Origin of the sequence: Streptomyces sp. NPDC002232 (assembly GCF_042890295.1) — a bacterium.
In the GTDB taxonomy this organism is placed as follows: Bacteria; Actinomycetota; Actinomycetes; order Streptomycetales; family Streptomycetaceae; genus Streptomyces.
Genome location: NZ_JBIARV010000001.1, coordinates 615,660 through 640,625 on the forward strand (window position 1 = coordinate 615,660; position 24,966 = coordinate 640,625).

Here is a 24,966-nt window from a genome sequence, read left to right on the forward strand (position 1 = left end):
GGCCTCCAGTACGGTGGGCCCCGTGTCCGAGCCCACCCGCACCCGCCGTCGCGGCCGCCTCGCCCGTACCGCGGCCGCCTTCGCCGCGCTCCTCGGCCTCGCCGGGTACGTGGCGCTCCACCAGATGACGGGCAGCACCGGCTCGCCCCGGTGCACCGTGGGCAGCGGGGACAACCGGTACGAGTTCACTCCGGAGCAGGCGTCCAACGCGGCGACGATCGCGGCCGTGGGCACGACCCGGGGGCTGCCCGAGCGGGCGGTGACGATCGCGCTGGCGACCGCGCTCCAGGAGTCGGCGCTGCGGAACATCGAGCACGGCGACCGGGACTCGCTCGGGCTGTTCCAGCAGCGGCCCTCGCAGGGCTGGGGGACGCCGGAGCAGATCATGGACCCGGTGTACGCGGCGGGGCGCTTCTACCAGGGCCTGGAGAAGGTCCCGGGGTACTCGCGGCTGCCGCTGACGGTGGCGGCGCAGAAGGTGCAGCGGAGCGGTTTCCCGCAGGCGTACGCGAAGCACGAGCCGGACGCCGCGCTGCTCTCGGCCGCGCTGACGGGCCGCTCGCCGGCGGCGCTGATCTGTACGGCGCGGACGGCGGAGGACCGGCCGGGCGACCCGGAGCAGGTGCGCCGGGAGCTGGTGCGGGCCTTCGGCGCGAAGGCGGCGCCGAAGCTGGTGGCGGGCGGTCCGAGCGCGGGGCGTTCGGCCGCGGAGCCGCCGGTGCTCATGGTGCCGGTCCGGACGGCGGCGGGGAGCGCGGCGGGGGCCGGCGCGGACGAGCGGCGCGGCTGGGAGCTGGCGCAGTGGGCGGTGGCGCGGGCGGACGCGCTGCGCATCTCGGAGGTCGCGTACGGCGACCGGGTGTGGCGGGCGGGCGAGGCGCGCGGCGGCTGGGCGAAGGCCTCGGGCGCGAGCGCGGCGGGCCCCGCCTCGGTCCGGGTGCGGCTCGCCCCGTAGCCCGTCTCGGGCCGGGCATCCGTGCGGTGCTTCACCCGGTCGTGGCATGCCACCGGCGCGCGGCGCGGGAAATTCGAGCGCCCTTCGAGCCGTCTGCTCCGGCTGCCACTCCTCCCCCTTGCTTCCCTTGCGGCACAAGGGAAGTGACGGTTCACCAGGGCCGCACCCGATGACACGTTCGTCCGTTTTCCTCCCCACCCGACAATACGACGCATTGCCAACTCTTTACCTTCGGCCGCCGCAACCTCACCCGCCCCAGGGCCGGTTGTCACGGCGTAATCGTCCTCTCCGCCGAAGGAGCACCATGTCCCTCTCCCTGACCCGCCGGATCGCCCGCGTCGCCCTCATCGTCGCGGCCGGTGCAGCCCCCGTGGTCGGTGCGGCCGGCTCCGCGAGCGCCCTGGACCAGGGCCTCGCCCCGACCGGCGCCCTGGGCGGCGTGACCGCCCTGGACGGCGCCGGCGCCGGGAGCGCCCTCGACGGTGCCTCGCAGACCGCGACCGGCGTGGTCGGCGAGACCGGCAGCAAGGCCGTCGGCACGGCCGTCCCGGCCGCGGGCAAGACCGTCGGCACGGCCGGCAAGACCGCCACCCCCGCCGCCCAGGAGGTCGTCGGCAAGACGGCCGGCAGCACGGGCGAGGTCGTCGGCCAGACCGCCGGCGCCGCCGCCGAGAGCACCGAGGCCCCCACCGGCGGCGCCCTGGGCGGCGGTCTCGGCGGCCTGCCGACCGGCCAGGCCCTGGGCGGTCTGCCGATCGGCGGCTGACCACCGGAAGAACGCGGGAGGGCCCGGGGAGCACACGCTCCCCGGGCCCTCCCGCGTGAGGCCCGCGGCTCAGCCCAGGCGCTTGACCGCCGCCTCGACCCGCTCGTCCGTCGCCGTGAACGCCACCCGCACGAACCGCTCGCCCGCCTCGCCGTAGAAGTCGCCCGGCGCCACCAGGACGCCCTTCTCCGCCAGGTACGCCACGGTGTCCCAGCACGGCTCGTCCCGCGTCGCCCACAGGTAGAGGCTGGCCTCGCTGTGCTCGATCCGGAAGCCGTGCGCCTCCAGGGCCGCGCGCAGCGCCGCCCGCCGGGCCGCGTACCGCTCGCGCTGCTCCGCCACGTGCGCGTCGTCGCCGAGCGCCGCCACCGTCGCCGCCTGCACCGGCGCCGCCGTCATCATGCCGCCGTGCTTGCGGATCTGGAGCAGCTCGCCGAGGACGGCCGCGTCGCCCGCGATGAAGGCGGCCCGGTAGCCGGCCAGGTTGGAACGCTTCGACAGCGAGTGGACCGCGACGATCCCCTCGTACGAACCGCCGCACACGTCCGGGTGCAGGACCGAGACCGGGTCGGCCTCCCAGCCCAGCTCCAGGTAGCACTCGTCGGAGAAGACGAGGACGCCGTGCTCGCGCGCCCAGGCGACGATCCGGGTCAGCTCGTCCTTCCCGAGGACCTTGCCGGTCGGGTTGGACGGGGAGTTGAGCCAGAGCAGCCGCACCACGGCCGGGTCGAGGTCCGCGACCGGGTCGTCGTAGGCGACGGGCGTGGCGCCGCAGAGCCGCGCGCCCACCTCGTACGTCGGGTACGCGAGCCGCGGGTAGGCGACCACGTCACCGGCGCCGAGCCCCAGCTGCGTCGGCAGCCAGGCCACCAGCTCCTTGGAGCCGACCACCGGCAGCACGTTCTCGTGGGCGAAGCCGACCGCGCCCAGACGCCGCTCGCACCAGCCGGTGAGCGCGTCCCGCAGTTCCTTCGTCCCCCACACCGTGGGATAGCCCGGCGAGTCCGCGGCCGCGACCAGGGCCTCCTGGATCAGGGCGGGGACCGGGTCCACGGGCGTGCCGACGGACAGGTCCACGATGCCGTCCGGGTGCGCCGCGGCCGTCTTCTTGTAGGGCTCCAGCTTGTCCCAGGGGAAGACGGGAAGGCGCGAGGACACTGCGCTCACGGGTTGGCTCTTTTCCTCGTACGTACGGAAAACGCTTCGGCCCCGTACAGCGGCGAGGCCGTACGGGACCGAGGGCGGACGATCAGCCGTTCTGCGGCGGCAGGGCGGCGATGAAGGGGTGGTCGCGCTCGATCTCGCCGAGCTTGGAGGCACCACCGGGCGAACCGAGCTCGTCGAAGAACTCGACGTTCGCCTTGTAGTAGTCCTTCCACTCCTCCGGGGTGTCGTCCTCGTAGAAGATCGCCTCGACCGGGCAGACCGGCTCACAGGCCCCGCAGTCGACGCATTCGTCCGGGTGGATGTACAAGGACCGCTTGCCCTCGTAGATGCAGTCGACGGGGCACTCCTCGATGCACGCCTTGTCCTTGACGTCGACACAAGGCTGCGCGATGACGTAGGTCACGCTGTCGTTCCTCCTCGATAGGGCTGGTCTGCGCGGGAGCGCGGCGTCGTCGATGCCCGCACCTAGTATCTCCGTTCTTGGGGGCGATCCGAACAGGAGGGGCGGAGAAGCTGTGGAAATCATCGGCGGAGGGCGCCTTGAGGTCCGAATTACCAGCGCTGACGTGGGAAAACGTGTCTCCGTTCGGTACGTGACGGACTCGGCCGAAGTGGGCGGCGGATTCACCGACGCGGTCGGGGTTCTCACATCATGGGACGCCGGTGTGCTGCTGATCACACGAAAGAGCGGCGAGGGCGTCCGGATCGCGGAATCCTCGCTGGCCGCGGGGAAGGTCGTCCCGGCCGCCCCGGCCCGCCGACGGGGCCCCTCGGCCACCTTCCCGGAGCTCGCCCGCGCCACCGCGCGCGCGTGGCGGCCGGTCGAGAGCGAGGCCCTCGGCGAGTGGACCCTGCGGGCCGCCGACGGGTTCACCCGCCGTGCCAACTCCGTCCTCCCCCTGGGCGATCCGGGCCTGCCCGTCGCCGACGCCCTGACGCACGTGCGCGCGTGGTACGCCGCCCGGGGGCTCCTCGCCTACGTCCAGACCTCCACCGGCGCCGAGGGCACCCAGGAACTGCTCTGCGCCGAGCTCGACCGGCACGGCTGGCGGCGCGAGGTGTCCGCCGAGGTACGGATCGGGGCGCTCGCCCCGATCGGCGACCTGGACGCCGACGTGTCCGCCGTACGCCTCTCCCGGACCCTCGACGAGGCCTGGCTGCGCCGCTACCAGCGCTTCGAGGAGCCGGGCCCGGCCGTCCTCTCCGTCCTCGCCTCCGGCCCGAGTGTGTGGTTCGCGTCCGTCGCGGGCACGGGAGGGGTACCGGCCGCGATCGGCCGCTGTGTGGTCGACGGGCGGTGGGCCGGCTTCATGGCCGTCGAGGTCGACCCCGGGCAGCGGCGCCGGGGCCTGGCGACGGCCGTCATGACCGCGCTCGCCCGGCGGGCCCTCGACGAGGGCGCGTCGGCGGCCTGGCTCCAGGTCGAGGCGGACAACGACGGCGCGCGGGCGCTGTACGACGGGATGGGCTTCGCGCCGCACCACCACTACCACCACTACCGATGGGCGGAGGCGTGAGCGAGGACGCACCACCACCGGACGGGGACGACTGGCGGCGGGAGTTCGCCGAGGAGGCCAGGGCCGAGCGGCCCGACCTCGCCCGGCTCTGCCTGCTGATCGGCGCCGTGGCCGACCCCGCCGTCACCCGGCACGACCTCGACGAGGCCGAGATCGAACTCGACCGGCTCGCCGGGCTCGTCCCGTACGCGACGCGGATCACCGGCGACTGGGCCGCCGAACTCGCCGCGCTCCTCGGCCGCCACGAGGGCTTCGAGGGCGTGCCCGCCGACTACCAGCGGCTGGAGTCCTCGCTGCTCCACGAGGTGCTCCGGCGCCGCCGGGGCCTGCCGATCCTGCTCTCCGTCGTCTGGATGGAGGTCGCCCGGCGGGCCGGCGCCCCCGTGTACGGGCTCGGCCTGCCCGGTCACTTCGTCGTCGGCTTCGGCGATCCGGCCGACCTGGACCTCGCCGACCCCTTCGCGGGCGGGCGGGCCATGACGGGCACGGACGCCGAGCTCCTGGTGGCGAGCGCGACGGGCGAGGCCCTCGACCGCTCGATGCTCCGCCCGGCCGAACCGGGCGCGATCGTCCTGCGGATCCTCAACAACATCCGCGCCTGGGCGGCCCCCCGTCCCGAGCGCTCGGACGTGGCCCTGTGGGCGGTGGAACTGGCCCTGCTGCTCCCCTCCCACCCGGCGAGGCTCCGCTACGAGCGGGCCGAGCTGCTCGTCCAGCGCGGCGCGTTCCTCACGGGCGCGGTGGAGATGGAGGCGTACGCGGAGGTGATGGACGCGGTGGACCCGGAGTCGGCGACGGCGATCCGCCGCCGGGCCCAGGCGGCGCGGGCGCTGCTCAACTAGCCCGCGCGGCGGGGCGGCGCGGCTGACGGGGCCGCCGGAAGGAGAGAGGGGGCGGGGCGACCGGATTCGAACCGGCGTCCTCCGAGATGCTGTCGCGGCGCACTACCTCTGTGCTACGACCCCGCCCTTGCCCGTCACCCTAGGCGCCCCGGCTCGCCCCGACGACTTCTTTTTCCCGATCCCCCCGATGCGGGCCCGGACACGCGCGAGCCCCCGTCCCTGGTGGGGGCGGGGGCTCGGAGCGTCGGGGACGGGGCGGTCAGCCCTGGCCCGTGAGGTCGATCGTCTTCGTGCGTTCCGCGAGGTTCTTGCCCCGCAGGGCGTCGCGCATCACGAAGGCCACGTCGTCGGCGGACACCTGGTGCTTGCTGCCGTCGCCCTTGGTGATCATGACGCCGTCGAACGCGCCGTCCAGGAGCCGCTCGATCGCCTTCTTGTCGTAGACCTCGACCAGCCGGCCGTCGACGGCCTTCATGGAGAGGATCTGCGGCAGCGACCGCGCCGGGCCGAAGTCGATGTGCCGGCCGCCCGCCTGGATCCGGATCAGACCGGACATCGCGGGCGTCGCGAACTCCTTCATCGCCCGGTCGAGCTCGGCCTTGGTGACCGTCGGCCGGAGGGTGGTGACCGGCAGCTCGACGAGCTTGCCCTGGCCCGTCTCGACCTGGGCCCGGAACGCGTCCCGGACCGAGATCATCGAGCGCTGGACGTCCAGGCCGTTGCCCGGCTTGCCCTCGACCGGGGTCACCTTGTTCGGCGCGAACAGGATCGTGCCCTCGGACGCCGACGCCGAGCTGCCCGCCAGGTCGGTCAGGGCGACGGCGAGCTTCTCCTCGTCGACCGGGAAGACGGGCGTGGCGACCCGCTCGCCGCCGAAGAGCGAGCCGATGACCGAGACCGGGTTGTAGTCGCTGCCCGCAGCCCCTCGGACGGTCTCCTGGCTGTCGAGCGTCAGGCCCGCCTTGTCCGGGGCCAGCTGGACCTTCTTGCCGCCCACGCCGAGCTGGAGCGGGGCGGTGGCGCGCTTGCCGAGCGCCGCGTCCAGCTTGTTGACGGCCTCCTCCTTCGTCCCGCCGCCGATGTCCACGCCGAGCACGGTCGTGCCCTTGGGGACGTCGGAGTGGTTGAGGAGCAGCCCGGCGCCGTAGGCGACGCCCGCGAGGCCGAAGACGCCCACCGCGACCAGGACCAGCTTGGAGCGGCCCTTCTTCGCCGGGGCCCGGCCGGCCGCGGGGGCCGGACGGGGCGCCGGGGCGGGGGCCGGGGCCTGCCGCTCCTCGATGCGCGGGGTCAGGTTCGGGCGGGCCGCCGTCGGCGGGACCACGGGGATGCCGCTGGTGAGCGTGTCCCCGGAGATGTGCGCGCCGTTGTCGGCGGGCGCGCCCGGTCCGGACGGCGGGGCCGGGGCGGGCTGCTGCGGCGTCAGGACCGCGGTGTCGTCGGACAGGCGGGGCGCGCCGGGACCGGCGAAGGGAGAGCCGGGGCCCTGGGCGCCGCCGAAGGGGTCCCGCGCGGCGGCGGGGCCGCCGAGGGAGGCGGTGCCGGTCACCGGGCCCGTGGTGGGCCCGTGGGGCGCCTCGGGGGCGCCCGGGGCGCCGGGGCCGCCCGGACCGCGGTACGCGGGCGTGCCGGAGGCCGGGGTGCCGCTGTGCATCGGGGAGCCGCCGGACGGGGTCCCGTCGTACATCGGGGTCCCGGCCGAGGGCGTGCCGTCGTACATCGGGGAGCCGCCGGACGGCGTGCCGTCGTACATCGGGGTCCCGCCCGTGGGCGCCCCGTCGTACATCGGGGTGCCGGCCGCCGGTGTGCCGCTCTCGTAGAGCGGGTTGCCCGGCGGGGTCGGGGCGGGCGCGCTGACCGGGCGGCTCGACGGGGCCGAGCCGACGGTCGGGACGCCCGAGGTCGCCGAGCCCGCGAAGCCCGTGCCCGGGGCGTCGGGACCGGCGAGCGCGGGCCTCCCGGCCGGCGCGGGCGCGATCGCGGGCGTGGGGGCCGGGCTCGGGGCCGCCGCCTTGCGCGGGGCGAACCAGTCGCTCGTCTCCTTGGCCTTCGGCGCCTGCGGGGCCTCCTCGGCCGCCTGGGGCGGCTCGGGGGCCGGGGCCACCGGCTCGGGCTCGGGCTCCGCGACGGGGGCGGGCTCCGGCTCGGGGTCCGGCGCGGGCGCCTCGTTGACCGTCTTACGGACCACGACGGGCGGAATCGGACGCGAACCCGGGATGTTGATCCGGATCCGGGTCGTCAGCGTCGTCTCGGTCTTGGGCTCCTCCGACGGCACGGACGTGCCGCCGGTCTCCTCCGACGCGTCCTGCGTGGGGTGGAGCGACGGATACTGGCGGGATCCGTACGGCGGGGTACCCGAGGGGTAGGCGGCTCCACCGCGCCCCTGGGCGCCGGAGGACGAACTGTCAGTCTCTCGACCAGTTTCACGACTCAAAGCAGGATCTCCCGGTTGGCTCCACCGCCCGCTCTTGCTGATGCTCGTGTTGACCCGGGCGGTTCGGCGGCGCGCACCACCATACTGAACGCCGCCGCCTCATACCCGACCCCTGGTCGGCGGACGACGGGCAATCCGGCCGAAGTCAGGACGTCCCCGGACTCAAGTCGTCCTGTTCACGGGGCAGGTCGCGGCAGCCGGGGCAGCGTGGCGCACATCACAGCGAGCGCCATGCCCCCGAAGAGGAAGAGCAGCTCGCCGGCGCCTCCGCCGAACACCCCGTCCCCCTCGGGGCGTCCGAGGCTGAGCAGGATGACGGCGACGAGCCAGCCTCCGCCGGCGGAGGCGACGCCGGCCTGGGTGCCGGTGGCGCGGAGCCCTCCGTAGAAGAGTCCGGCCGTGGCGAGGAGCGCGAGCAGCAAGCCGCCGGGGAACCACGCGGCTTGGACGAGCGAGCCGGCGACGCCGACGAGGGCGCCGAGGACGAGCAGACCGGCGTACCAGGCGTACCGGGCGGCCGGGGGGACGGTCGCGGCGCTCACGCGGTCACCCCCGCGAAGAGGTCGGTCTCGCGCTCGCCCGAGGGCGCCCCGGAGACGCCCTGGACGAGCTCGTAGTACTCGGTGGTGAAGATCGGCTGGCCCAGGTCGTTGGAGAGGGCGAAGAAGGGACCGTCGACGGCGACTTGGGTGACGTGCGCGGCCATGGCGGCGGTCTTGCGGGCCGTGTACGCGGGGTCGGCGGCGATCTCGGCGGTGATCCGGTCCTCGTCGACGACGCCGGGGACGTCCTCGACCTCGGCGACGGCCGGGAAGGCGGAGCCCTCGGCGCGGAGCCGGGCGAAGCCGGCCTCGGCGACCGGGCGGGGGACACGGTTCCAGTAGATCTTGGCGATCGTGTGGGCGGGTCCGAGGTCGGGACGGTAGTCGGGATCGGCGGCGAGCTCGGCGGCGCGGGTGGCGACCCGGTGGGCCTGGATGTGGTCGGGGTGGCCGTAGCCGCCGTCGGGGTCGTAGGTGACCAGGACCTGCGGGCGGGTCTCGCGGATCACCTCGACGAGGTGGGGCGCGGCGGTGTCGACGGCGGTGTTCCAGAAGGCGTTGGCGCGGCCGTTCTGCTCGGCGCCCATCATCCCGGAGTCGCGGAAGCGACCGGGGCCGCCGAGGAAGCGGTGATCGGTGACGCCCAGCTCGCTCATCGCGGCGGCGAGTTCGCCGACGCGGTGCGGGCCGAGCCGGTCCTCCCGGTCGGGTGCCAGGTGGGCGAGGTCGGGCGGGATGACCTCGCCCTCCTCGCCGAGCGTGCAGGTGACGAGCGTGACGAGGGCGCCCTCGGCCGCGTACCTGGCCATGGTGGCGCCGTTGTTGATCGACTCGTCGTCCGGGTGCGCGTGCACCAGCAGCAGACGGCGGGCGGGGAGATCGGACATGCCCCCCACCCTACGAGGTCAGGACGGGGGTGGCGTCAGAACTTGAGGCCGCCGATCATGCCCGCCACGTTCGTGGTGAGGGTGCTGATGGACGGGGCGATGGACGAGCTCGCCAGGTAGAAGCCCAGGAGCGCGCAGATCGCCGCATGTCCAGCCTTCAGCCCGGATTTCCGGATCAGCAGGAAGACGACGATCGCCAGCAGCACCACCACGGAGATCGAGAGTGCCACGGCGGTTCACCTCCACCTTCGGTCGGATATTCGAGTGGTTCGGTCGATCAGCATGTGCCAGAGGGCATGTCAGTGCGATGCATACCCACCTAGCGCTACGGATCATAACTATCCGTGCCGCCGCATCGATCGGCGGACGGAGGCACGAGGGGGGCGCACGGCGCTAGTTTCAGCCGCATGACCTTGTCTTCGCAGCAGTCGGCCCCGTCGTCGGCCGGGCTTTCCTTCCCCCGTCAGCACGCGCGGACCCAGCGGTTCACCCTGGGGGTCCCCCGTGGATTCTCGGTCTCCCCGGACGGGGAGCGCGTGGTGTTCGTCAGATCCGGTTCGGGGACCGACCGTTCCCACCGGCTCTGGGTCCTCGACCTGCCCCGGGACGGCGCCCCCGGGGAGCGGGTCGCGGCCGACCCCGCGGAGCTCCTCGCGGGCGCGGAGGAGGAGCTGTCGCCGGAGGAGCGGGCGCGCCGGGAGCGGAGCCGGGAGGGCTCGGCCGGGATCGTGGCGTACGCGGTGGACGCGGCGGTCGAGTGGGCGGCGTTCGCGCTGTCGGGGCGGCTGTTCACGGCGGAGCTGCGGGCGGGCACGGCGCGGGAGCTCCCGGTGCCGGGGCCGGTGATCGACCCGCGTCCTTCGCCGGACGGGCGGTTCGTGGCGTACGTGACGGACGGCGCCCTGCGGGTCGTCGGGGCGGACGGCGGGGGCGACCGGGAGCTCGCGGTCCCGGAGGACGCCCACGTCTCCTACGGATTGGCCGAATTCATCGCCTCGGAGGAGATGGGACGGGACCGCGGCCACTGGTGGTCGCCCGCCTCGGACCGGCTGCTCGTGGCGCGGGCGGACGACCGGGCGGTGAACCGCTGGTGGATCGCGGACCCGGCGCATCCGGAGCGCGAGCCGCAGCGGGTGGGGTACCCGGCGGCGGGGACGGCCAACGCGGAGGTGCGGCTCTTCGTCGTGGACCTCGACGGGGCGCGCACCGAGGTCGTGTGGGACCGGGAGCGGTATCCGTACCTGGCACGGGCGCACTGGTCGGCGGCCGGGGCCCCGCTGCTGCTCGTGCAGGCGCGGGACCAGCGCGAGCAGCTGGTCCTCGCGGTGGACCCGGAGTCGGGGCGGACCTCGACGGTGCGGGCGGAGACGGACCCGGCCTGGCTGGAGCTGCACCGCGGGGTGCCGGCGTGGGGGCCGGAGGGGGCCCTCGTCCGGGTCACGGACGAGGGCGGGGCCCGGGTCCTGGCCGTCGGGGAGGAGGCGTGGACGGGCCCCGCGCTGCACGTGCGGGCGGTGCTCGACGTGGGGCCGGACGACGTCCTGGTGTCGGCCTCGGCGGGTGAGGCGGCGGCGGAGCCGGAGACCGGCGAGATCCACGTGTACCGGGTGGCGGGAGGAGACGGAGAGCGGCCGGCGCGGCCGGTGCGGCTCTCCGAGGGGGTGGGCGTGCACGGCGCGGTCCGCTCGGGCGCGGTGACCGTCCTGGTGTCGGCGCGGCCGGAGACGCCGGGGAGCGTGGCGCGGGTGCTGCGGGACGGCGAGGAGGTCGCGGTGGTGGCCTCGTACGCGCAGCGGCCGGTGATCTCCGCCCGGGTGCGGCTGGCGGAGGCGGGCGCCCGGCGGATCCCGTGCGCGGTGCTGCTTCCCTCGGGGTACGCGGACGGGGACGGGCCGCTGCCGGTCCTGATGGATCCGTACGGCGGCCCGCACGGACAGCGGGTGCTGGCCGCGCACAACCCGCACCTGACCTCGCAGTGGTTCGCCGACCAGGGCTTCGCGGTGGTCGTGGCGGACGGGCGGGGCATGCCGGGCCGCTCCCCCGCCTGGGAGAAGTCGCTGCTGCGGGACCTCACGCCGACGCTGGACGACCAGGTGGAGGCGCTGCGGGCGCTCGCCGGGAGCTTCCCGCTCGACCTGGACCGGGTGGCGATCCGCGGCTGGTCGTACGGCGGCTACCTGGCCGCGCGGGCGGTGCTCCAGCGGCCGGACGTCTTCCACGCGGCCGTGGTCGGGGCTCCCGTGACGGACTGGCGGCTGTACGACACGCACTACACGGAGCGGTACCTCGGCACCCCGCAGGACGACCCGGAGGTGTACGCGGCGCAGTCGCTGCTGACCGACGACGGCCTGTCCGCGCCGGAGGAGCCGGCCCGGCCGATGATGGTCGTGCACGGCCTCGCGGACGACAACGTGGTGGTGGGGCACGCGCTGCGGCTCTCGTCGGCGCTGCTCGCGGCGGGCCGGCCGCACGAGGTGCTGCCGCTGTCCGGGGTGACGCACATGACGCCGCAGGAGCGGGTCGCGGAGAACCTGCTGCTGCTCCAGGTGGACTTCCTGCGGCGGTCGCTCGGTCTCTCCGGGTAGGTCACCAGCCCGGCGGCCGGGGGTGCGGCGGGGCCGGGGGCAGCGCCCCGGCCGCCGGGTGCGGACCGGGCGGGGCGGGGACGCCGCGCCCGGCCAGGAGCACGAGCACGGCGAGTCCGGCGAGCAGTTCGAAGACGGCCGTCAGGACGTCCGCCGCGCCGGCCGAGGTGAGGTCGCCGAGGCGCGGGAGGGTCTCGGAGCGGACGGCGCGGGCGACCCCGGCCGCGCCGCCCGCCGCGAGGAACGCGGCGGCGAGGAGACCGAAGGCCCGGCTGTGACGGGCCCGTAAGAGACAGGAGACGGCGGCCGTGCCGTACAGCCCGACGGCGATGACCGACAGCCAGCCGGGCGGCGGCGCGAGGGCGGGTTTGACGACGGAGCGGCCGCCCGTGAACCGGTCGACGGTGAACTCCGTGGGCAGTTCGCCCGCCCAGTACAGCTCCCAGAGGATGACCAGGAGCGCGGCGAGCGCGAGGAGGACCCCGGCGGCGATCGCGGGGCCCGTGCGGGGCCGGGTGGGCTCCCGCTCGTGGGGGGCCTGTGCGCGGCGGCGGCCGACGGCGGCGGTGAGGACGAGTCCGGCGGCGAGGGCCAGTTCGAGGAGGGCGGTGACGAGGGCGCCGCTCCCGGGCGCCCAGAGCCCGGGGAGGCGCAGGGCGAGCGTGACCGTGCCGACGGCGGCGAGGGCCGAGGCCGCGTGCCGGGAGCGGAGGGCCGCCACGGCGGCGGCCGCGGAGGCGGCGAGGAGGACGGGGTCGATCAGGGAGGTGGCGGACCGCCCCTGGATCAGGACGTGGTGGTCCCCTGTCCAGTACCGGGCGAGGTCGGCGGGCGAACCGATCTCGGCCAGGTCCTGGAGGATCCACACGGCGGCGATGAGGGCGAGCGCGGCGCAGAGCGCGGCGCCCGTGAGACGTGCCGGGCGTGTCACAGTCACGGCCTCGATACTCACGGTCGCGGGGCACCGAAACAAGCGGTTCCGCATGAACGGCACATGGCAGCCGGCCGGGGCGGCAGATGCGCCCCGGCCGGCTCACGGCACCCGCACGGCCGTACGTCGGTCAGCCTGGCGTGTCCGTATATCGGAGTCGCTTCCGCCGGGTTGCCCGCAGGTTAAGGCGACGTGGGGCCGGGCCCGCCGTCCGGGGACCCGTCGATCCCGGTGCCGCCGTCCGGGGACCTGTCGGTCCGGGGCGCGTCGCCGTCCGGGGGTGCCGCGCCGCCGCCCGCGGGTCCCGCGCTCCCGTTCGCCGGTGCCACGCCGCCGTTCGGCGGGCCGTCGCCGCCCTCCTCCGGTGGGACGACCTGCTTCTCCTCCGCGAAGTGGCAGGCCGAGTCGTGCTTCGCGGGGGTGTCCGTGAGGCGGAAGACGGCCGGGACGGCGAGCAGCGGGACCTCCAGCTCGCACCGCTCCTGCGCCTTCCAGCAGCGGGTGCGGAAGCGGCAGCCGGAGGGCACGTCGGCCGGGGAGGGCACGTCGCCGGTGAGGATGATCCGCTCGCGGTGGGCACGCGCCTCGGGGTCGGGGACGGGGACGGCCGAGAGCAGCGCCTGGGTGTAGGGGTGGGTGGGATGGTCGTAGATCTGGGCGTCGGTGCCGATCTCGACGATCCGGCCGAGGTACATGACGCCGACGCGGTCGGAGATGTGCCGCACGATCGACAGGTCGTGGGCGATGAAGACGTACGACAGGGAGAACTCGGACTGGAGGGCGTCGAGGAGGTTGACGACCTGCGCCTGGACGGAGACGTCGAGCGCGGAGACCGGTTCGTCGGCGACGATGATCTCGGGCTGGAGGGCGAGACCCCGGGCGATGCCGATGCGCTGGCGCTGGCCGCCGGAGAACTGGTGCGGGTAGCGGTTGATGTACTCGGGGTTGAGGCCGACGACGTCCAGGAGGTCCTGGACCTTGCGGCGCCGGTCGCCCTTGGGCGCGACCTCGGGGTGGATCTCGTACGGCTCGCCGATGATGTCGCCGACGGTCATGCGGGGGTTGAGCGAGGTGTACGGGTCCTGGAAGACCATCTGGATGTTGCGACGGACGGACTTGAGGGCCCGGGGGGACATCGTGGTGATGTCCTCGCCCTTGTAGCGGATGGTGCCGGAGGTCGGCCGCTCCAGGTTGACCAGCATCTTCGCGACCGTCGACTTGCCGCAGCCGGACTCGCCGACGATGCCGAGGGTCTCGCCCGCGGCGAGGTCGAAGTCGACCCCGTCGACGGCCTTGACGGCGCCGACGTGCTTCTTGAAGACGATGCCCCGGGTCAGCGGGTAGTGCTTGTGGAGGTCCCGGACTTCGAGAATCGCCTCAGCCATGGAGGCACTCCTTCCAGAAGTGGCAGGCGCTGGCGCGCGGCACCGGGGACTCGGTCACCTCGTACAGCGGGGGTTCGTCGGTCCGGCAGACGTCCTGGGCCATGGGGCAGCGCGGGTTGAAGGCGCAGCCGGGCGGGATCGCGAGCAGGTTGGGCGGCAGGCCCTTGATCGCGTAGAGCTCCTGGCCCTTCTGGTCCAGGCGCGGGATCGAGTCCAGCAGGCCCCGGGTGTAGGGGTGGGCGGGGGCCTTGTAGATCTCGTGGACGGGGGCCTGTTCGACGATCCGGCCGGCGTACATCACGGCGATCTTGTCGGCGACGTCGGCGACGACGCCCAGGTCGTGGGTGATGAGGATGAGGCCCATGTTGAGCTCGCGCTGGAGCTCGGCGAGGAGGTCCATGACCTGGGCCTGGACGGTGACGTCGAGGGCGGTGGTCGGTTCGTCGGCGATGATCAGTTCGGGTTCGAGGGCGAGCGCCATCGCGATCATGATGCGCTGGCGCATGCCGCCGGAGAACTGGTGGGGGTACTGCCCGACGCGTTCCTTGGCGGCGGGGATCCGGACCCGGTCCATGAGTTCGACGGCCTTGGCCCGGGAGTCCTTGCGGGACATGCCCTTGTGGACCTGGAACATCTCGCCGAGCTGGTCGCCGACGCTGATGACGGGGTTGAGGGAGGACAGCGCGTCCTGGAAGATCATCGCCATCTTGGCGCCGCGGACCTTGCGCCGTTCCTCCTCCTTGAGCTTCAGGAGGTCCTGGCCCTGGAAGAGGATCTCGCCGGAGCTGATCCGGCCCGGCGGGATGTCGAGGATGCCCATGACGGCCTGGGCGGTGACGGACTTGCCGGAGCCGGACTCGCCGAGCACGGCGAGGGTCTCCCCCGCGTCGACGGAGTAGTTGACGCCGTTGACCGCCTTGGCCACGCCGTCCCGGGTGTGGAACTCCACGTGCAGGTCGCGCACTTCGAGCAGCATGGGTCCCTACCTCAGCTTCGGGTCGAGGGCGTCGCGCACCGCGTCGCCGAGCATGATGAACGCGAGGACGGTGATGGCGAGCGCGCCGGCGGGCCAGAGCAGCATGTGGGGGGCGTTGCGGATGTACTGCGAGGCCGAGGAGATGTCGATGCCCCAGGAGACGGTGGGCGGCTTCAGACCGACGCCGAGGTAGGACAGGGTCGCTTCGAGGGAGATGTACGTGCCGAGGGCGATGGTGGCGACGACGATCACCGGGGCGATGGCGTTGGGCGCGATGTGGCGGAGCATCATCCGGGAGTTGGAGGCGCCGAGGGCGCGGGCCGCCTGCACGTAGTCGTTCTGTTTGGCGGTGATGACGGAGCCGCGGGCGATCCGGGAGAGCTGCGGCCAGCCGAGCAGCACCATGAAGCCGATGACGGGCCAGACGGTGGAGCTGGTCACCACGGACAGCAGCACGAGGCCGCCGAGGACGACGGGGATGGCGAAGAAGACGTCGGTGATCCGGGACAGGATGCCGTCCCAGGCTCCGCCGAAGAAGCCGGCGAGCCCGCCGAGGATGCTGCCGAGGATCGCGACGCCGAGGGTGGCGAGGACGCCGACGGTGACGGAGGTGCGGGCGCCGTAGACCGTACGGGTGTAGACGTCGCAGCCCTGGCCGTTGAAGCCGAAGGGGTGGCCGGGCTGGGAGCCCTCCTGGGCCTTGGACAGGTCGCAGTCGAGCGGGTCTCCGGAGGCGATCAGCTGGGGCCAGATGGAGATGACCACCAGGAAGAGGATGACCAGCCCGGAGATGATGAAGATGGGGTTGCGGCGCAGGTCGTGCCAGGCGTCGGACCACAGGGAGCGGGGCTTCTTGTCGGGTCCCGTGCCCTGGGGCCCGTCGGGCACCTTCTCCAGGGTCTCCGCCTCGGCGGTGGCCAGGTCGGAGGCTCCCCCGGCGCCGGTCGAGGCGACGGCGCGTCCTTCCTCGCCGTACGACTCCAGCGGCTCAAACGGCTCGGGCTCAGGCATAGCGGATCCTCGGGTCAAGGACGGCGTACAGGAGGTCGACCAGGAGGTTGGCCAGCAGGAAGATCAGGACGAGGATGGTGACGAAGCCGACCACGGTCTGCGTGTTCTGGCGGACGATGCCCTGGTAGAGCTGGTAGCCGACGCCGTGGATGTTGAAGATCCGCTCGGTGACGATGGCGCCGCCCATGAGCGCGCCGATGTCGGCGCCGATGAAGGTCACCACCGGGATGAGGCTGTTGCGCAGCAGGTGGCGGCTGATGACCCGGCGGCGGGGCAGGCCCTTGGCGACGGCGGTGCGGACGTAGTCGGCCCGCTTGTTCTCGGCGATCGAGGTGCGGGTGAGCCGGGTGACGTACGCCAGGGAGACGGAGGCGAGGACCAGGCCGGGGATGATCAGCTCGTCGAAGGGCGCCTCGGGCGAGACGGCGGGCTTGATCCAGCCCCATTTGACGCCGAGGAGCAGCTGGACGAGCAGGCCGGTGACGAAGGTCGGGACGGAGAGGACGACCAGGGTCAGCAGCAGGACGGTGGTGTCGACGGGGCGGCCGCGCTTGAGGCCGGTGACGACGCCGAGGCTGATGCCGATGACGATCTCGAAGAGGATCGCGACGATGGTCAGCCGGATGGTCACCGGGAAGGCGTTGCCCATCAGTTCGGTGACGGGCTGGCCGTTGAAGGCGGTGCCGAAGTCGCCGGTGAAGACGTTGCCCATGTAGGTCAGGTATTGCTGCCAGACCGGCTTGTCGAGGCCGAACTCCTTCTCCAGCTGGGCGGCGGTCGCCGGGTCGCAGGCGCGGTCGCCGCACAGTCCGGCGATGGGGTCGCCCATCACGTTCACCATCAGGAAGATCAACAGCGTGGCGCCGAAGAAGACCGGGATCATCTGCAGCAGCCGCCGGATCACGTATCGACCCACGGAGGCCTCCAGGGTGGGTGGGTTGCGGGACGGCGTACGGCCCGGTGCGGGGGTCCGCGGCCCGGGCCGTACACCGCCGAACTGCTACGGCGTCACTTGACCTTGATCTGGTCGTAGACGGGGACGCTGAAGGGGTTCAGGGTCACGTTCTCGACGCGGTCCGAGTAGCCGGCGCTGCCGTTCTGGTACCAGAGCGGGATGGCGCCCATGTCGTCGCGGAGGACGCCCTCGGCCTGCTGGAAGATCCCGACGGCCTTCGCGGTGTCGGCCTCGGCGTTGGCCTGGTTGACCAGCTTGTCGAACTCGGGGTTCGTGTACTTGCCGTCGTTGGACGAGGCGTTGGTGTAGTACAGCGGCTGGAGGAAGTTCTGGATGAGCGGGTAGTCCATCTGCCAGCCGGCCCGGAACGGCCCCGGCATCTTCGACTGGGTGACCTGGTTGCGGAAGTCGGCGAAGGTGCCGATCGGGTTGCCGACGCAGGCCTTGTTGTTGGCCAGGGCCCGGTTGATGGAGTTGCAGACGGCGTCCACCCACTCCTTGTGGGAGCCGGTGTCGGCGTTGTACGAGATCTTCATGGTGCCGCCGGGGATGCCGCCGCCCTCGGCGACGAGCTTCTTGGCCTGCGCCGCGTCGTACTTGCAGAACTCGCCGCAGACGTCCTTGAAGCCGCCGTCCGCGCCCAGGACCGGGGAGGTCCAGTCGACGGCCGGGGTGCGGGTCTTCTGGAAGATCGTCTGGGTGATCTGGTCGCGGTCGATCGCCATGGAGAGGCCCTGGCGGAGCTTCTCCTGTCCGGGCTTGTTCCAGGCCGGGTCGTAGAACGGGAAGGACAGCGTCTGGATGATGCCGGCCGGGACGTTGATGTAGCGGCCGCCGAGGTCGGCGTCGACGTTCTTGAGCTGGGAGGCGGGCACGTCGTCGACGAGGTCGAGGTTCCCGGCCGTCAGGTCCGTGTAGGCGGTGTTGTTGTCGGTGTAGACCTTGAGGGTGATGCCGCCGTTCTGGGCCTTGTCGGGGCCGGGGTAGGCGTCCCACTTCTTCAGGGCCATCTGGGAGCCCTTGGAGTACGTGTCGATGGTGTACGGGCCGTTGCCGACGGGCTTCGAGAGCCAGCCGGCGTGGTCCGTGTAGAACGTCTGGGGCAGCGGCGAGAAGGCCGCGTAGCCGAGGGTGATGGGCCAGGTGGAGAACTTCTGGGTGAGCTTGACCGTGAAGGTCTGGGGGCCCGTCACCTTGAGGCCGGACATCGTCTCGGCGGTGGGTTCGCCCTTCTCGGGGTGGACCTGGTCGTAGCCCTCGATCTGCCCGAAGAAGTAGGCGTTCTTCTGGTTGTTCTTCAGGTGGGCGCCGTAGTTCCAGGCGTCGACGAAGGACTTCGCGGTGACCTTCTCGCCGTTGGAGAACGTCCAGCCGCTCTTGACGGTGATGGTGAAGTTCTGCGAGTCGGTGGTGTCGATCTTCTCGGCGAGCATGTCCTTCGCCTCGCCGGTCTTCGGGTCGTACTGCTTGAGCCCGCGGAAGATCATCGAGAGGACCTTGCCGCCCTGGACCTCGTTGGTGTTGGCGGGCTCCAGCGGGTTCTGCGGGTCGCCCCACGAAGAACTCACGATGCCGTCGGCCCCTCCGCCACCGCCGCTGTCGCCGCCGCCGCAGGCCGTCGCCGCGAGGGCGACGGCGGTGGCCAGTGCGGCCCACTTGGCGTGCGTGGCTCCGCGCATGGAGTGCCTCCTGAATGTCCCTGAATGTGACTTAGGGCTCAATATGACCCGTATTCAAGAGGGCTGCATGTTCTCGGCACCCATCGGTGCGCGAGGCCGTTCGGCCGGGTGTGTCCCGTGCCGCGCGCGGGACGCGCCCGGGAGGACGGACCGGCCGCCGGCACGATGAAGGGCGCCCCGGACCGTCGACACGGTCCGGGGCGCCCTTTCACGCTCGGGGCGTCAGTGCGTCAGTGCACCGGGACGACCTGCTTCTCCTCGGCGAAGTGGCACGCCGAGAAGTGGGCGGCCGGGCTGTCCACGCCCTGGAAGCGCTGCGGGACCGCGAGGACCGGGGCCTCCTGGGAGCACTTCTCCTGCGCCTTCCAGCAGCGGGTGCGGAAGCTGCACCCCGACGGCGGGTTGGCCGGCGAGGGGACGTCACCGGTCAGGATGATCCGCTCGCGGTGCGCGCGGGCCTCCGGGTCCGGCACCGGCACCGCGGAGAGCAGCGCCTGGGTGTACGGGTGCGTCGGGTGCTCGTAGATCTGCTCGTCCGTACCGATCTCGGCCATCTTGCCGAGGTACATGACGCCGACGCGGTCCGAGATGTGCCGGACGATCGACAGGTCGTGCGCGATGAAGATGTAGGACAGGTTGAACTCGTCCTGGAGCTTCCCCATCAGGTTGATGACCTGCGCCTGGACGGAGACGTCCAGGGCCGAGACCGGCTCGTCGCAGATGATGATCTCCGGGTTGAGCGCGAGGCCGCGGGCGATGCCGATGCGCTGGCGCTGACCGCCGGAGAACTGGTGCGGGTACCGGTTGATGTACTCCGGGTTCAGACCGACGACGTCCAGGAGGTCCTGCACCTTGCGGCGCCGGTCGCCCTTGGGGGCCACCTCGGGGTGGATGTCGAAGGGCTCCCCGATGATGTCGCCGACCGTCATGCGCGGGTTCAGCGAGGTGTACGGGTCCTGGAACACCATCTGGATGTTGCGGCGGACGGCCTTCAGCGCGCGCCCGGACAGCCTGGTGATGTCCTGGCCCTTGTAGAAGACCTCGCCGGCGGTGGCCCGCTCCAGGTTCATCAGGAGCTTGGCGACCGTGGACTTGCCACAGCCGGACTCGCCCACGATGCCGAGGGTCTCGCCCTGGAAGAGGTCGAAGGAGACCCCGTCCACGGCCTTGACCGCGCCGACCTGCTTCTTGAAGAGGATGCCCTGCGTCAGCGGGAAGTGCTTCTGCAGGTTGCGCACCTGGAGGATCGGCTCGCCGCGGCCCACGGGGGCGTCGATGGCGGCGGCCACGGCCTCTTCGTTGTTGCTGAGGTCAGCCATGGATCGTCTCCTTCCAGAAGTGGCAGGCGCTCTTGCGGCCCGGGAGGTCCGCGCCGTCCCGCTCGGTGACCGGCACGAGCGCCGGGATCTCCGTGCGGCAGATGTCGTCGGCCTTGGGGCAGCGCGGGTTGAAGGCGCAGCCGGTGGGGACCTTGAGCAGGTTGGGCGGCAGGCCCTTGATCGCGTAGAGCTCCTGGCCCTTCTGGTCCAGGCGCGGGATCGAGTCCAGCAGGCCGCGGGTGTACGGGTGCGCCGGGCGCTTGTACAGCTCGTGCACCGGCGCCTGCTCGACGATCCGGCCGGCGTACATCACGGCGATCTTGTCCGCGACGTCGGCGACGACGCCGAGGTCGTGGGTGATCAGGATCAGGCCCATGTTGTATTCCTGCTGGAGCTCCGCGAGGAGGTCCATGACCTGGGCCTGGACGGTCACGTCGAGAGCCGTGGTGGGCTCGTCGGCGATGATCAGGTCCGGCTCCAGGGCGAGCGCCATGGCGATCATGATGCGCTGGCGCATACCGCCGGAGAACTGGTGGGGGTAGTCGCCGACCCGCGCCTTGGCGGCGGGGATCTTGACCTTGTCCATCAGCTCGATGGCCTTGACCTTGGCGTCCTTCTTGGACATGCCGTGGTGCACCCGGAACATCTCGCCGAGCTGGTAGCCGACGGTGAGGACCGGGTTGAGGGAGGACAGCGCGTCCTGGAAGATCATGGCGATCTTCCGGCCGCGGATCTTCCGCCGCCCCTCCTCGGACATCTTCAGCATGTCCTCGCCGCGGAACAGGATCTCGCCCTGCGGGATCTTGCCGGGCGGCATGTCGAGGATGCCCATGATGGCCTGCGCGGTGACGGACTTGCCGGAGCCGGACTCGCCGAGGACGGCGAGGGTCTCGCCGGCGTCCACCGAGTAGTTGACGCCGTTGACCGCCTTGGCCACACCGTCGCGGGTGTGGAACTCGACGTGCAGGTTCTTGACTTCGAGCAGCGGACCGTTGTGGTCGGAGCCGTCGCGCGGCGCGGGGACGGCCGCGGTCTTGTCGATGATGCTCATCTGGTACGCCCTCCTCAGCGCAGCTTGGGGTCGAGGGCGTTGCGGACGGCTTCGCCGAGCATGATGAACGCCAGAACGGTGATGCTCAGCATGATCGAGGGCCACAGCAGGACGTGCGGGGCCACTCGGATCTGGGCGACACCGGCGGAGATGTCGACACCCCACGAGACGGTCGGGGCGGCGAGGCCCAGGCCGAGGTAGGACAGGGTCGCCTCGGCGGAGATGTAGCCGCCGAGCGCGATGGTGGCGACGACGATCACGGGGGCCATGGCGTTCGGCAGGATGTGCCGGAAGAGGATCCGGGTCGTGCCGGCGCCGAGCGCCTTCGCCGCGTGGACGTAGTCGGCCTGCTTGACCGTGATCACGGCACCGCGCATGACGCGGGTGATCTGGGTCCAGCCGAGGAACGCGAGGGCGAAGACGACGACCCAGACGGTCCGCTCGACGAAGGCCTGGAGGACGACCATGGCGCCGAGCAGGAACGGGATGCCGAAGAAGACGTCGGTGAGCCGGGAGAGCACCACGTCGACCCAGCCGCCGAAGTAACCGGCGATCATGCCCATCACGCCGCCGATGATCGTGACGATCGCGGTGACCGCGATGCCGACGGTGACGGAGGCGCGGGTGCCGTGGATCAGACGGGCGTAGACGGAGCGGCCCTGCTGGTCGTAGCCCAGCCAGTCGGCCGAGCCGATCTTGCTGAGCTCCGGCTTGCCGAGGAAGTGGTGGACCAGGTCACCCGTGGTCGGGGACGCGCCGGTGAAGAGGGTCGGCCACGCCGATATCAGCAGCAGCAGCGCGATCAGGACCGAGGAGACGATGAAGTACGGGTTGCGGCGCAGGTCCGCCCAGGCGTCGCCCCAGAGGCTGCGGGCCTTGTCCTGCTTGGCCGCCGGAGGCGGGCCCACCGTGGGCGGGGCGATGGCGTCCTCGACGGCCGCGGTGGCGGTCTTGGTCACGTCAGGCATACCGGATCCTCGGGTCCAGGACCGCGTACAGCAGGTCGATGAGCAGGCTGGTGACGAGGTAGACGAGCACCAGGATGGTGACGAGGCCCACCAGGGTCGAACCTTCGCGGCGGGAGATCGAGTCGGCGATGACGCCGCCGATGCCCTTGATGTTGAAGATCGACTCGGTGACGACGGCGCCGCCCATGAGGGCGCCGATGTCGGTGCCGAGGAAGGTCACGACGGGGATCATCGAGTTGCGCATCAGGTGGACGCCGATGACGCGGCGGCGCGGGAGGCCCTTGGCGACGGCCGTGCGCATGTAGTCGGCGCGCAGGTTCTCCGCCATCGAGGTGCGGGTGAGCCGCGCCACGTAGGCCAGGGAGAGACCACCGAGGACGATGGCCGGGGCGATCATCTCGCCCCACTGCGGTTCGGTGCTGACGTTCGGGGAGATCCAGCCCAGGTTGAAGGCGAACACCATCTTGATGATGTAGCCGAGGACGAAGACCGGGATCGCGATGATCAGCAGGGTGAAGATCAGGATCAGGTTGTCGGCCAGGCGGCCGGCGCGCAGACCGCCGACGATGCCGAGGCCGATGCCGAAGATCAGCTCCACGGCGAAGGCCAGTGCGGCCAGCTGGAGCGTGATGGGGAACGCGTCGCCGAGAACCTCGGTGACCGGACGCCCGTTGCGGATCTGGGTACCGAAGTCCTGGTGCCAGATCATGTCCCACATATATGTGACGTACTGCTCCCACTGCGGCCTGTCGAGACCCAGCTCATGGCGCTTCGCGGCGAGCGTCGCCGGATCGGCGCCCTTGTCGCCGAACATGGCCAGCACGGGGTCACCGGGCAGGCTGTGCACCATGATGAAGATCAGCAGGGTTGTCCCGAGGAAAACCGGGATCATCTGGAGCAGTCGTCGTGCGACATAACGCCCCATCATGCCTCCGTTGAGATGTGACAGCGCAACCGACGGGCCCTCCCGCGACAGCATGCCCGGATTCGGGCACGCTGATGTCGTGGAAGGGCCCCCCAGCCGCTGCGTAAGGCACCGAGACGGGACTGACGGTCCGTCAGTCCCGTGACGGCGTGCGGACTACGCTTAGGTGATTACTTCGTGACCTCGACGCCGGTCAGGATCGGGTCGCCGTCCTGACCGTAGGCCACGCCCGAAACCTTCTCGGAGAAGCCCGCGTTGACCTTGTAGTACCAGAGCGGGATGGACGGCATGTAGTTCTTGAGGTCCTTCTCGATCGCCTGGTAGGCCTTGACGGACTCGTCAAGGGTGGCGGCCGAGTCGGCCTTCGCGATCTTGGCGTCCAGCTCCTTGTTGGAGAAGTCGCCCTGGTTGCCGCCCGCACCCGTACGGAACAGGTCCGAGATGAAGTTGGCGTTCACCGGGTAGTCGAGCACCCAGCCGGAGCGGTAGAGCGACTTGACCTGCTTCGTCTTACGAGCGGTCAGGTCGGCCTGGAAGTCCGGCTTGCCGTCGCCGACGCACTGGACGCTGGTGGCCTGCTGGATGGAGTTGCAGACAGCGTCCACCCACTCCTTGTGGCCGCCGTCGGCGTTGTACTGGATGGAGATCTTGTTGTTCGGGACGCCACCGCCGGCCTTGATGAGCTCCTTGGCCTTGGCGGGGTCGTACTTGGTGACGCCGGCGCCACCGTCCTCCTGGAAGCCCAGGACGCCCTTCGCGACCCAGCCGGTCGCGGGCTCACGCGTGCCGTTCAGCACCGTCTTGGTGATGGTGGCGCGGTCGATCGCCATGGACAGACCCTGGATGACGCGCGGGTCGACCTGCTTCGGCTTCTTCCACTGGTCGGAGTAGAAGGCGACGGCGATGGTCTGGATCGCGGAGTACGGCTGGTCCACGGCGCGGTCGCCGAGGTCCTGGCGGTAGACCGGGAGGTCCTTCGGGGCGATCTGACGCAGGACGTCGACGTTGCCCGACTTCAGGTCCTCGTACGCGGCCTCGAGGGTGGTGTAGTTCTTGAAGACCACACCGCCGTTCTTCGCCTTGTTCGGGCCCTTGTAGCCGTCGTACCGGGTGATCTCGATCTTCTTCTTGTGGTCCCACGACTTGAACTTGTAGGGACCGTTGCCGACCGGCTTCTGGCCGCCGGCGACCGGGTCCTTGTAGAAGGAGGCCGGGAGCGGGGCGAAGACGATGTAGGCGAGCTTGTGCGCGAAGTACGGAACCGGCTTCGTCAGCTCGATCTTGAAGGTGTTCTCGTCGACGACGGAGAGACCCTCGAGCTTGTCGGTCGTGGGCTTGGCGCCCTCGGCCTCGGGGTGGATCTTGTCGAAGCCCTTGATGTCCGCGAACCAGGACGCCAGACCCTGGGCGTTCTTGACGTTGGCGTTCCAGTTCCACGCGTCCACGAAGGACTTGGAGGTGACCGGGGTGCCGTCGTGGAAGGTCCAGCCCGGCTTGAGCTTGACGGTCCACGTCTTCGAGTCCGTCGTGGTGACCGACTCGGCGTTGATCATCTCCAGGGAGCCGTCGGCCTTGTAGTCGACCAGGGTCGAGAACAGGCCGGACATGACGGCGGAGCCGTTGGACTCCATCGTGTCACCGGTGAGCAGCGGCTTCTCGGGCTCGCCCAGCTCCACGGAGAAGATTCCGTTCGGGTCAACAGCGCCCTTGGCGTCGCCGCCGTCGCTCTTACCCCCGCCACAGGCGGTCGCAGCAAGGGCAACGATGATCGCGCCCGTTACCCACTTGGCGCTCTTGGCACCGCGCATGGGTTCCTCCTCATGAGTCCACTTTGTCACTACAAGAGGGGCACTCCGAGTTTCGCCGACACCCCTGACGGCTTTGCACTCAAGTGCCCCGAGTGTGCTCGTGAGTCGGCACTCCCCACAGTGCGTGACCCATTGACCCGAGCTCAATGGAGCCAACTATTAAGTACGTCCGGGCTGTAAACCACACTTAAGTGGTCTCGTTTTGACAACATCGCCAGGGCCCCGAAGACCGAAATCCGGACAAACTGAGCACAGACAGACAC

The 24,966-nt window shown here is 71.6% G+C and carries 22 protein-coding genes and 1 tRNA gene; 5 read left to right on the forward strand and 18 right to left on the reverse strand.

Annotated features, from left to right (window positions below; translation table 11 throughout):
* Nucleotides 1-13: 13 nt before the first annotated feature.
* Nucleotides 14-955 carry a hypothetical protein gene (locus tag ACFYXU_RS02730; RefSeq protein ID WP_376516192.1) on the forward strand — a complete coding sequence of 314 codons (942 nt, stop codon included), beginning with the start codon at nt 14-16 and terminating at the stop codon, nt 953-955.
* A 304-nt stretch (nt 956-1,259) separates the two neighbouring features.
* Nucleotides 1,260-1,721, forward strand: coding sequence for an ATP-binding protein (locus ACFYXU_RS02735; RefSeq protein ID WP_329854004.1), 462 nt, complete (start codon nt 1,260-1,262; stop codon nt 1,719-1,721).
* A 69-nt stretch (nt 1,722-1,790) separates the two neighbouring features.
* On the opposite strand, the gene dapC is transcribed toward ACFYXU_RS02735, so the two are convergent.
* A complete protein-coding gene (gene dapC / locus ACFYXU_RS02740; protein WP_389456277.1) occupies nt 1,791-2,888 on the reverse strand; it encodes a succinyldiaminopimelate transaminase in 1,098 nt (365 codons plus the stop codon).
* An 82-nt stretch (nt 2,889-2,970) separates the two neighbouring features.
* A complete protein-coding gene (gene fdxA, locus ACFYXU_RS02745) occupies nt 2,971-3,291 on the reverse strand; it encodes a ferredoxin (RefSeq protein WP_015035968.1) in 321 nt (106 codons plus the stop codon).
* 112 nt (nt 3,292-3,403) lie between these two features.
* On the opposite strand from fdxA, the gene ACFYXU_RS02750 reads away from it, so the two are divergent.
* Together ACFYXU_RS02750 and ACFYXU_RS02755 are read left to right on the forward strand one after the other, a co-directional pair.
* Complete coding sequence (locus ACFYXU_RS02750) at nt 3,404-4,405, forward strand: GNAT family N-acetyltransferase (RefSeq protein ID WP_389456279.1); 1,002 nt, start codon at nt 3,404-3,406, stop codon at nt 4,403-4,405.
* Nucleotides 4,390-5,247, forward strand: a complete 858-nt coding sequence (locus tag ACFYXU_RS02755; protein ID WP_361395864.1) for a transglutaminase-like domain-containing protein — start codon at nt 4,390-4,392, stop codon at nt 5,245-5,247. Before ACFYXU_RS02750 ends, ACFYXU_RS02755 begins: the two co-directional genes overlap by 16 nt.
* Nucleotides 5,248-5,297: 50 nt before the next feature.
* Here ACFYXU_RS02755 and ACFYXU_RS02760 read toward each other — a convergent pair.
* From ACFYXU_RS02760 to ACFYXU_RS02780, 5 genes are all read right to left on the reverse strand, one after another.
* Nucleotides 5,298-5,372: transfer RNA gene (locus ACFYXU_RS02760), tRNA-Leu, on the reverse strand.
* A 134-nt stretch (nt 5,373-5,506) separates the two neighbouring features.
* Complete coding sequence (locus ACFYXU_RS02765) at nt 5,507-7,522, reverse strand: hypothetical protein (protein ID WP_389456281.1); 2,016 nt, start codon at nt 7,520-7,522, stop codon at nt 5,507-5,509.
* 335 nt (nt 7,523-7,857) lie between these two features.
* Nucleotides 7,858-8,223, reverse strand: coding sequence for a DUF6113 family protein (locus tag ACFYXU_RS02770; protein ID WP_376514181.1), 366 nt, complete (start codon nt 8,221-8,223; stop codon nt 7,858-7,860).
* Nucleotides 8,220-9,110: an N-acetyl-1-D-myo-inositol-2-amino-2-deoxy-alpha-D-glucopyranoside deacetylase gene (gene mshB / locus ACFYXU_RS02775; RefSeq protein ID WP_376514183.1), complete on the reverse strand. Its 891-nt coding sequence runs from the start codon at nt 9,108-9,110 to the stop codon at nt 8,220-8,222. Before mshB ends, ACFYXU_RS02770 begins: the two co-directional genes overlap by 4 nt.
* A gap of 35 nt (nt 9,111-9,145) precedes the next feature.
* Nucleotides 9,146-9,340 (reverse strand): hypothetical protein, encoded by a 195-nt coding sequence (locus ACFYXU_RS02780; RefSeq protein ID WP_053640878.1) that lies wholly within the window; start codon nt 9,338-9,340, stop codon nt 9,146-9,148.
* Between the two features lie 177 nt (nt 9,341-9,517).
* On the opposite strand from ACFYXU_RS02780, the gene ACFYXU_RS02785 reads away from it, so the two are divergent.
* Complete coding sequence (locus ACFYXU_RS02785) at nt 9,518-11,695, forward strand: prolyl oligopeptidase family serine peptidase (protein WP_389407990.1); 2,178 nt, start codon at nt 9,518-9,520, stop codon at nt 11,693-11,695.
* Between the two features lies 1 nt (nt 11,696).
* On the opposite strand, the gene ACFYXU_RS02790 is transcribed toward ACFYXU_RS02785, so the two are convergent.
* The 11 genes from ACFYXU_RS02790 to ACFYXU_RS02840 all read right to left on the reverse strand — a co-directional run bounded on the left by ACFYXU_RS02790 (nt 11,697) and on the right by ACFYXU_RS02840 (nt 24,703).
* The gene (locus tag ACFYXU_RS02790; protein WP_389407989.1) at nt 11,697-12,632 is read right to left on the reverse strand and encodes a hypothetical protein; all 936 of its coding nucleotides are present in this window, start codon (nt 12,630-12,632) and stop codon (nt 11,697-11,699) included.
* Between the two features lie 176 nt (nt 12,633-12,808).
* Nucleotides 12,809-14,011 (reverse strand): ABC transporter ATP-binding protein, encoded by a 1,203-nt coding sequence (locus ACFYXU_RS02795; RefSeq protein ID WP_389456283.1) that lies wholly within the window; start codon nt 14,009-14,011, stop codon nt 12,809-12,811.
* On the reverse strand, nt 14,004-14,987 hold the full coding sequence (locus tag ACFYXU_RS02800) for an ABC transporter ATP-binding protein (RefSeq protein WP_389407987.1): 984 nt from the start codon (nt 14,985-14,987) through the stop codon (nt 14,004-14,006). The genes ACFYXU_RS02795 and ACFYXU_RS02800 overlap by 8 nt, the downstream gene beginning before the upstream one ends.
* Nucleotides 14,988-14,993: 6 nt before the next feature.
* Nucleotides 14,994-15,998 (reverse strand): ABC transporter permease, encoded by a 1,005-nt coding sequence (locus ACFYXU_RS02805; protein WP_361395884.1) that lies wholly within the window; start codon nt 15,996-15,998, stop codon nt 14,994-14,996.
* Nucleotides 15,991-16,914, reverse strand: a complete 924-nt coding sequence (locus tag ACFYXU_RS02810) for an ABC transporter permease (protein ID WP_361395887.1) — start codon at nt 16,912-16,914, stop codon at nt 15,991-15,993. The genes ACFYXU_RS02805 and ACFYXU_RS02810 overlap by 8 nt, the downstream gene beginning before the upstream one ends.
* Nucleotides 16,915-17,006: 92 nt before the next feature.
* Complete coding sequence (locus ACFYXU_RS02815) at nt 17,007-18,632, reverse strand: ABC transporter substrate-binding protein (protein ID WP_376514193.1); 1,626 nt, start codon at nt 18,630-18,632, stop codon at nt 17,007-17,009.
* Nucleotides 18,633-18,862: 230 nt separating this feature from the next.
* The gene (locus tag ACFYXU_RS02820) at nt 18,863-19,951 is read right to left on the reverse strand and encodes a dipeptide ABC transporter ATP-binding protein (RefSeq protein WP_361395890.1); all 1,089 of its coding nucleotides are present in this window, start codon (nt 19,949-19,951) and stop codon (nt 18,863-18,865) included.
* A complete protein-coding gene (locus tag ACFYXU_RS02825; RefSeq protein WP_329854022.1) occupies nt 19,944-21,002 on the reverse strand; it encodes an ABC transporter ATP-binding protein in 1,059 nt (352 codons plus the stop codon). The genes ACFYXU_RS02820 and ACFYXU_RS02825 overlap by 8 nt, the downstream gene beginning before the upstream one ends.
* A gap of 14 nt (nt 21,003-21,016) precedes the next feature.
* Complete coding sequence (locus ACFYXU_RS02830; protein WP_389456286.1) at nt 21,017-21,970, reverse strand: ABC transporter permease; 954 nt, start codon at nt 21,968-21,970, stop codon at nt 21,017-21,019.
* The gene (locus tag ACFYXU_RS02835) at nt 21,963-22,895 is read right to left on the reverse strand and encodes an ABC transporter permease (protein WP_361396457.1); all 933 of its coding nucleotides are present in this window, start codon (nt 22,893-22,895) and stop codon (nt 21,963-21,965) included. The genes ACFYXU_RS02830 and ACFYXU_RS02835 overlap by 8 nt, the downstream gene beginning before the upstream one ends.
* 170 nt (nt 22,896-23,065) lie before the next feature.
* A complete protein-coding gene (locus ACFYXU_RS02840) occupies nt 23,066-24,703 on the reverse strand; it encodes an ABC transporter substrate-binding protein (protein ID WP_329854026.1) in 1,638 nt (545 codons plus the stop codon).
* Between the last annotated feature and the right edge of the window lie 263 nt (nt 24,704-24,966).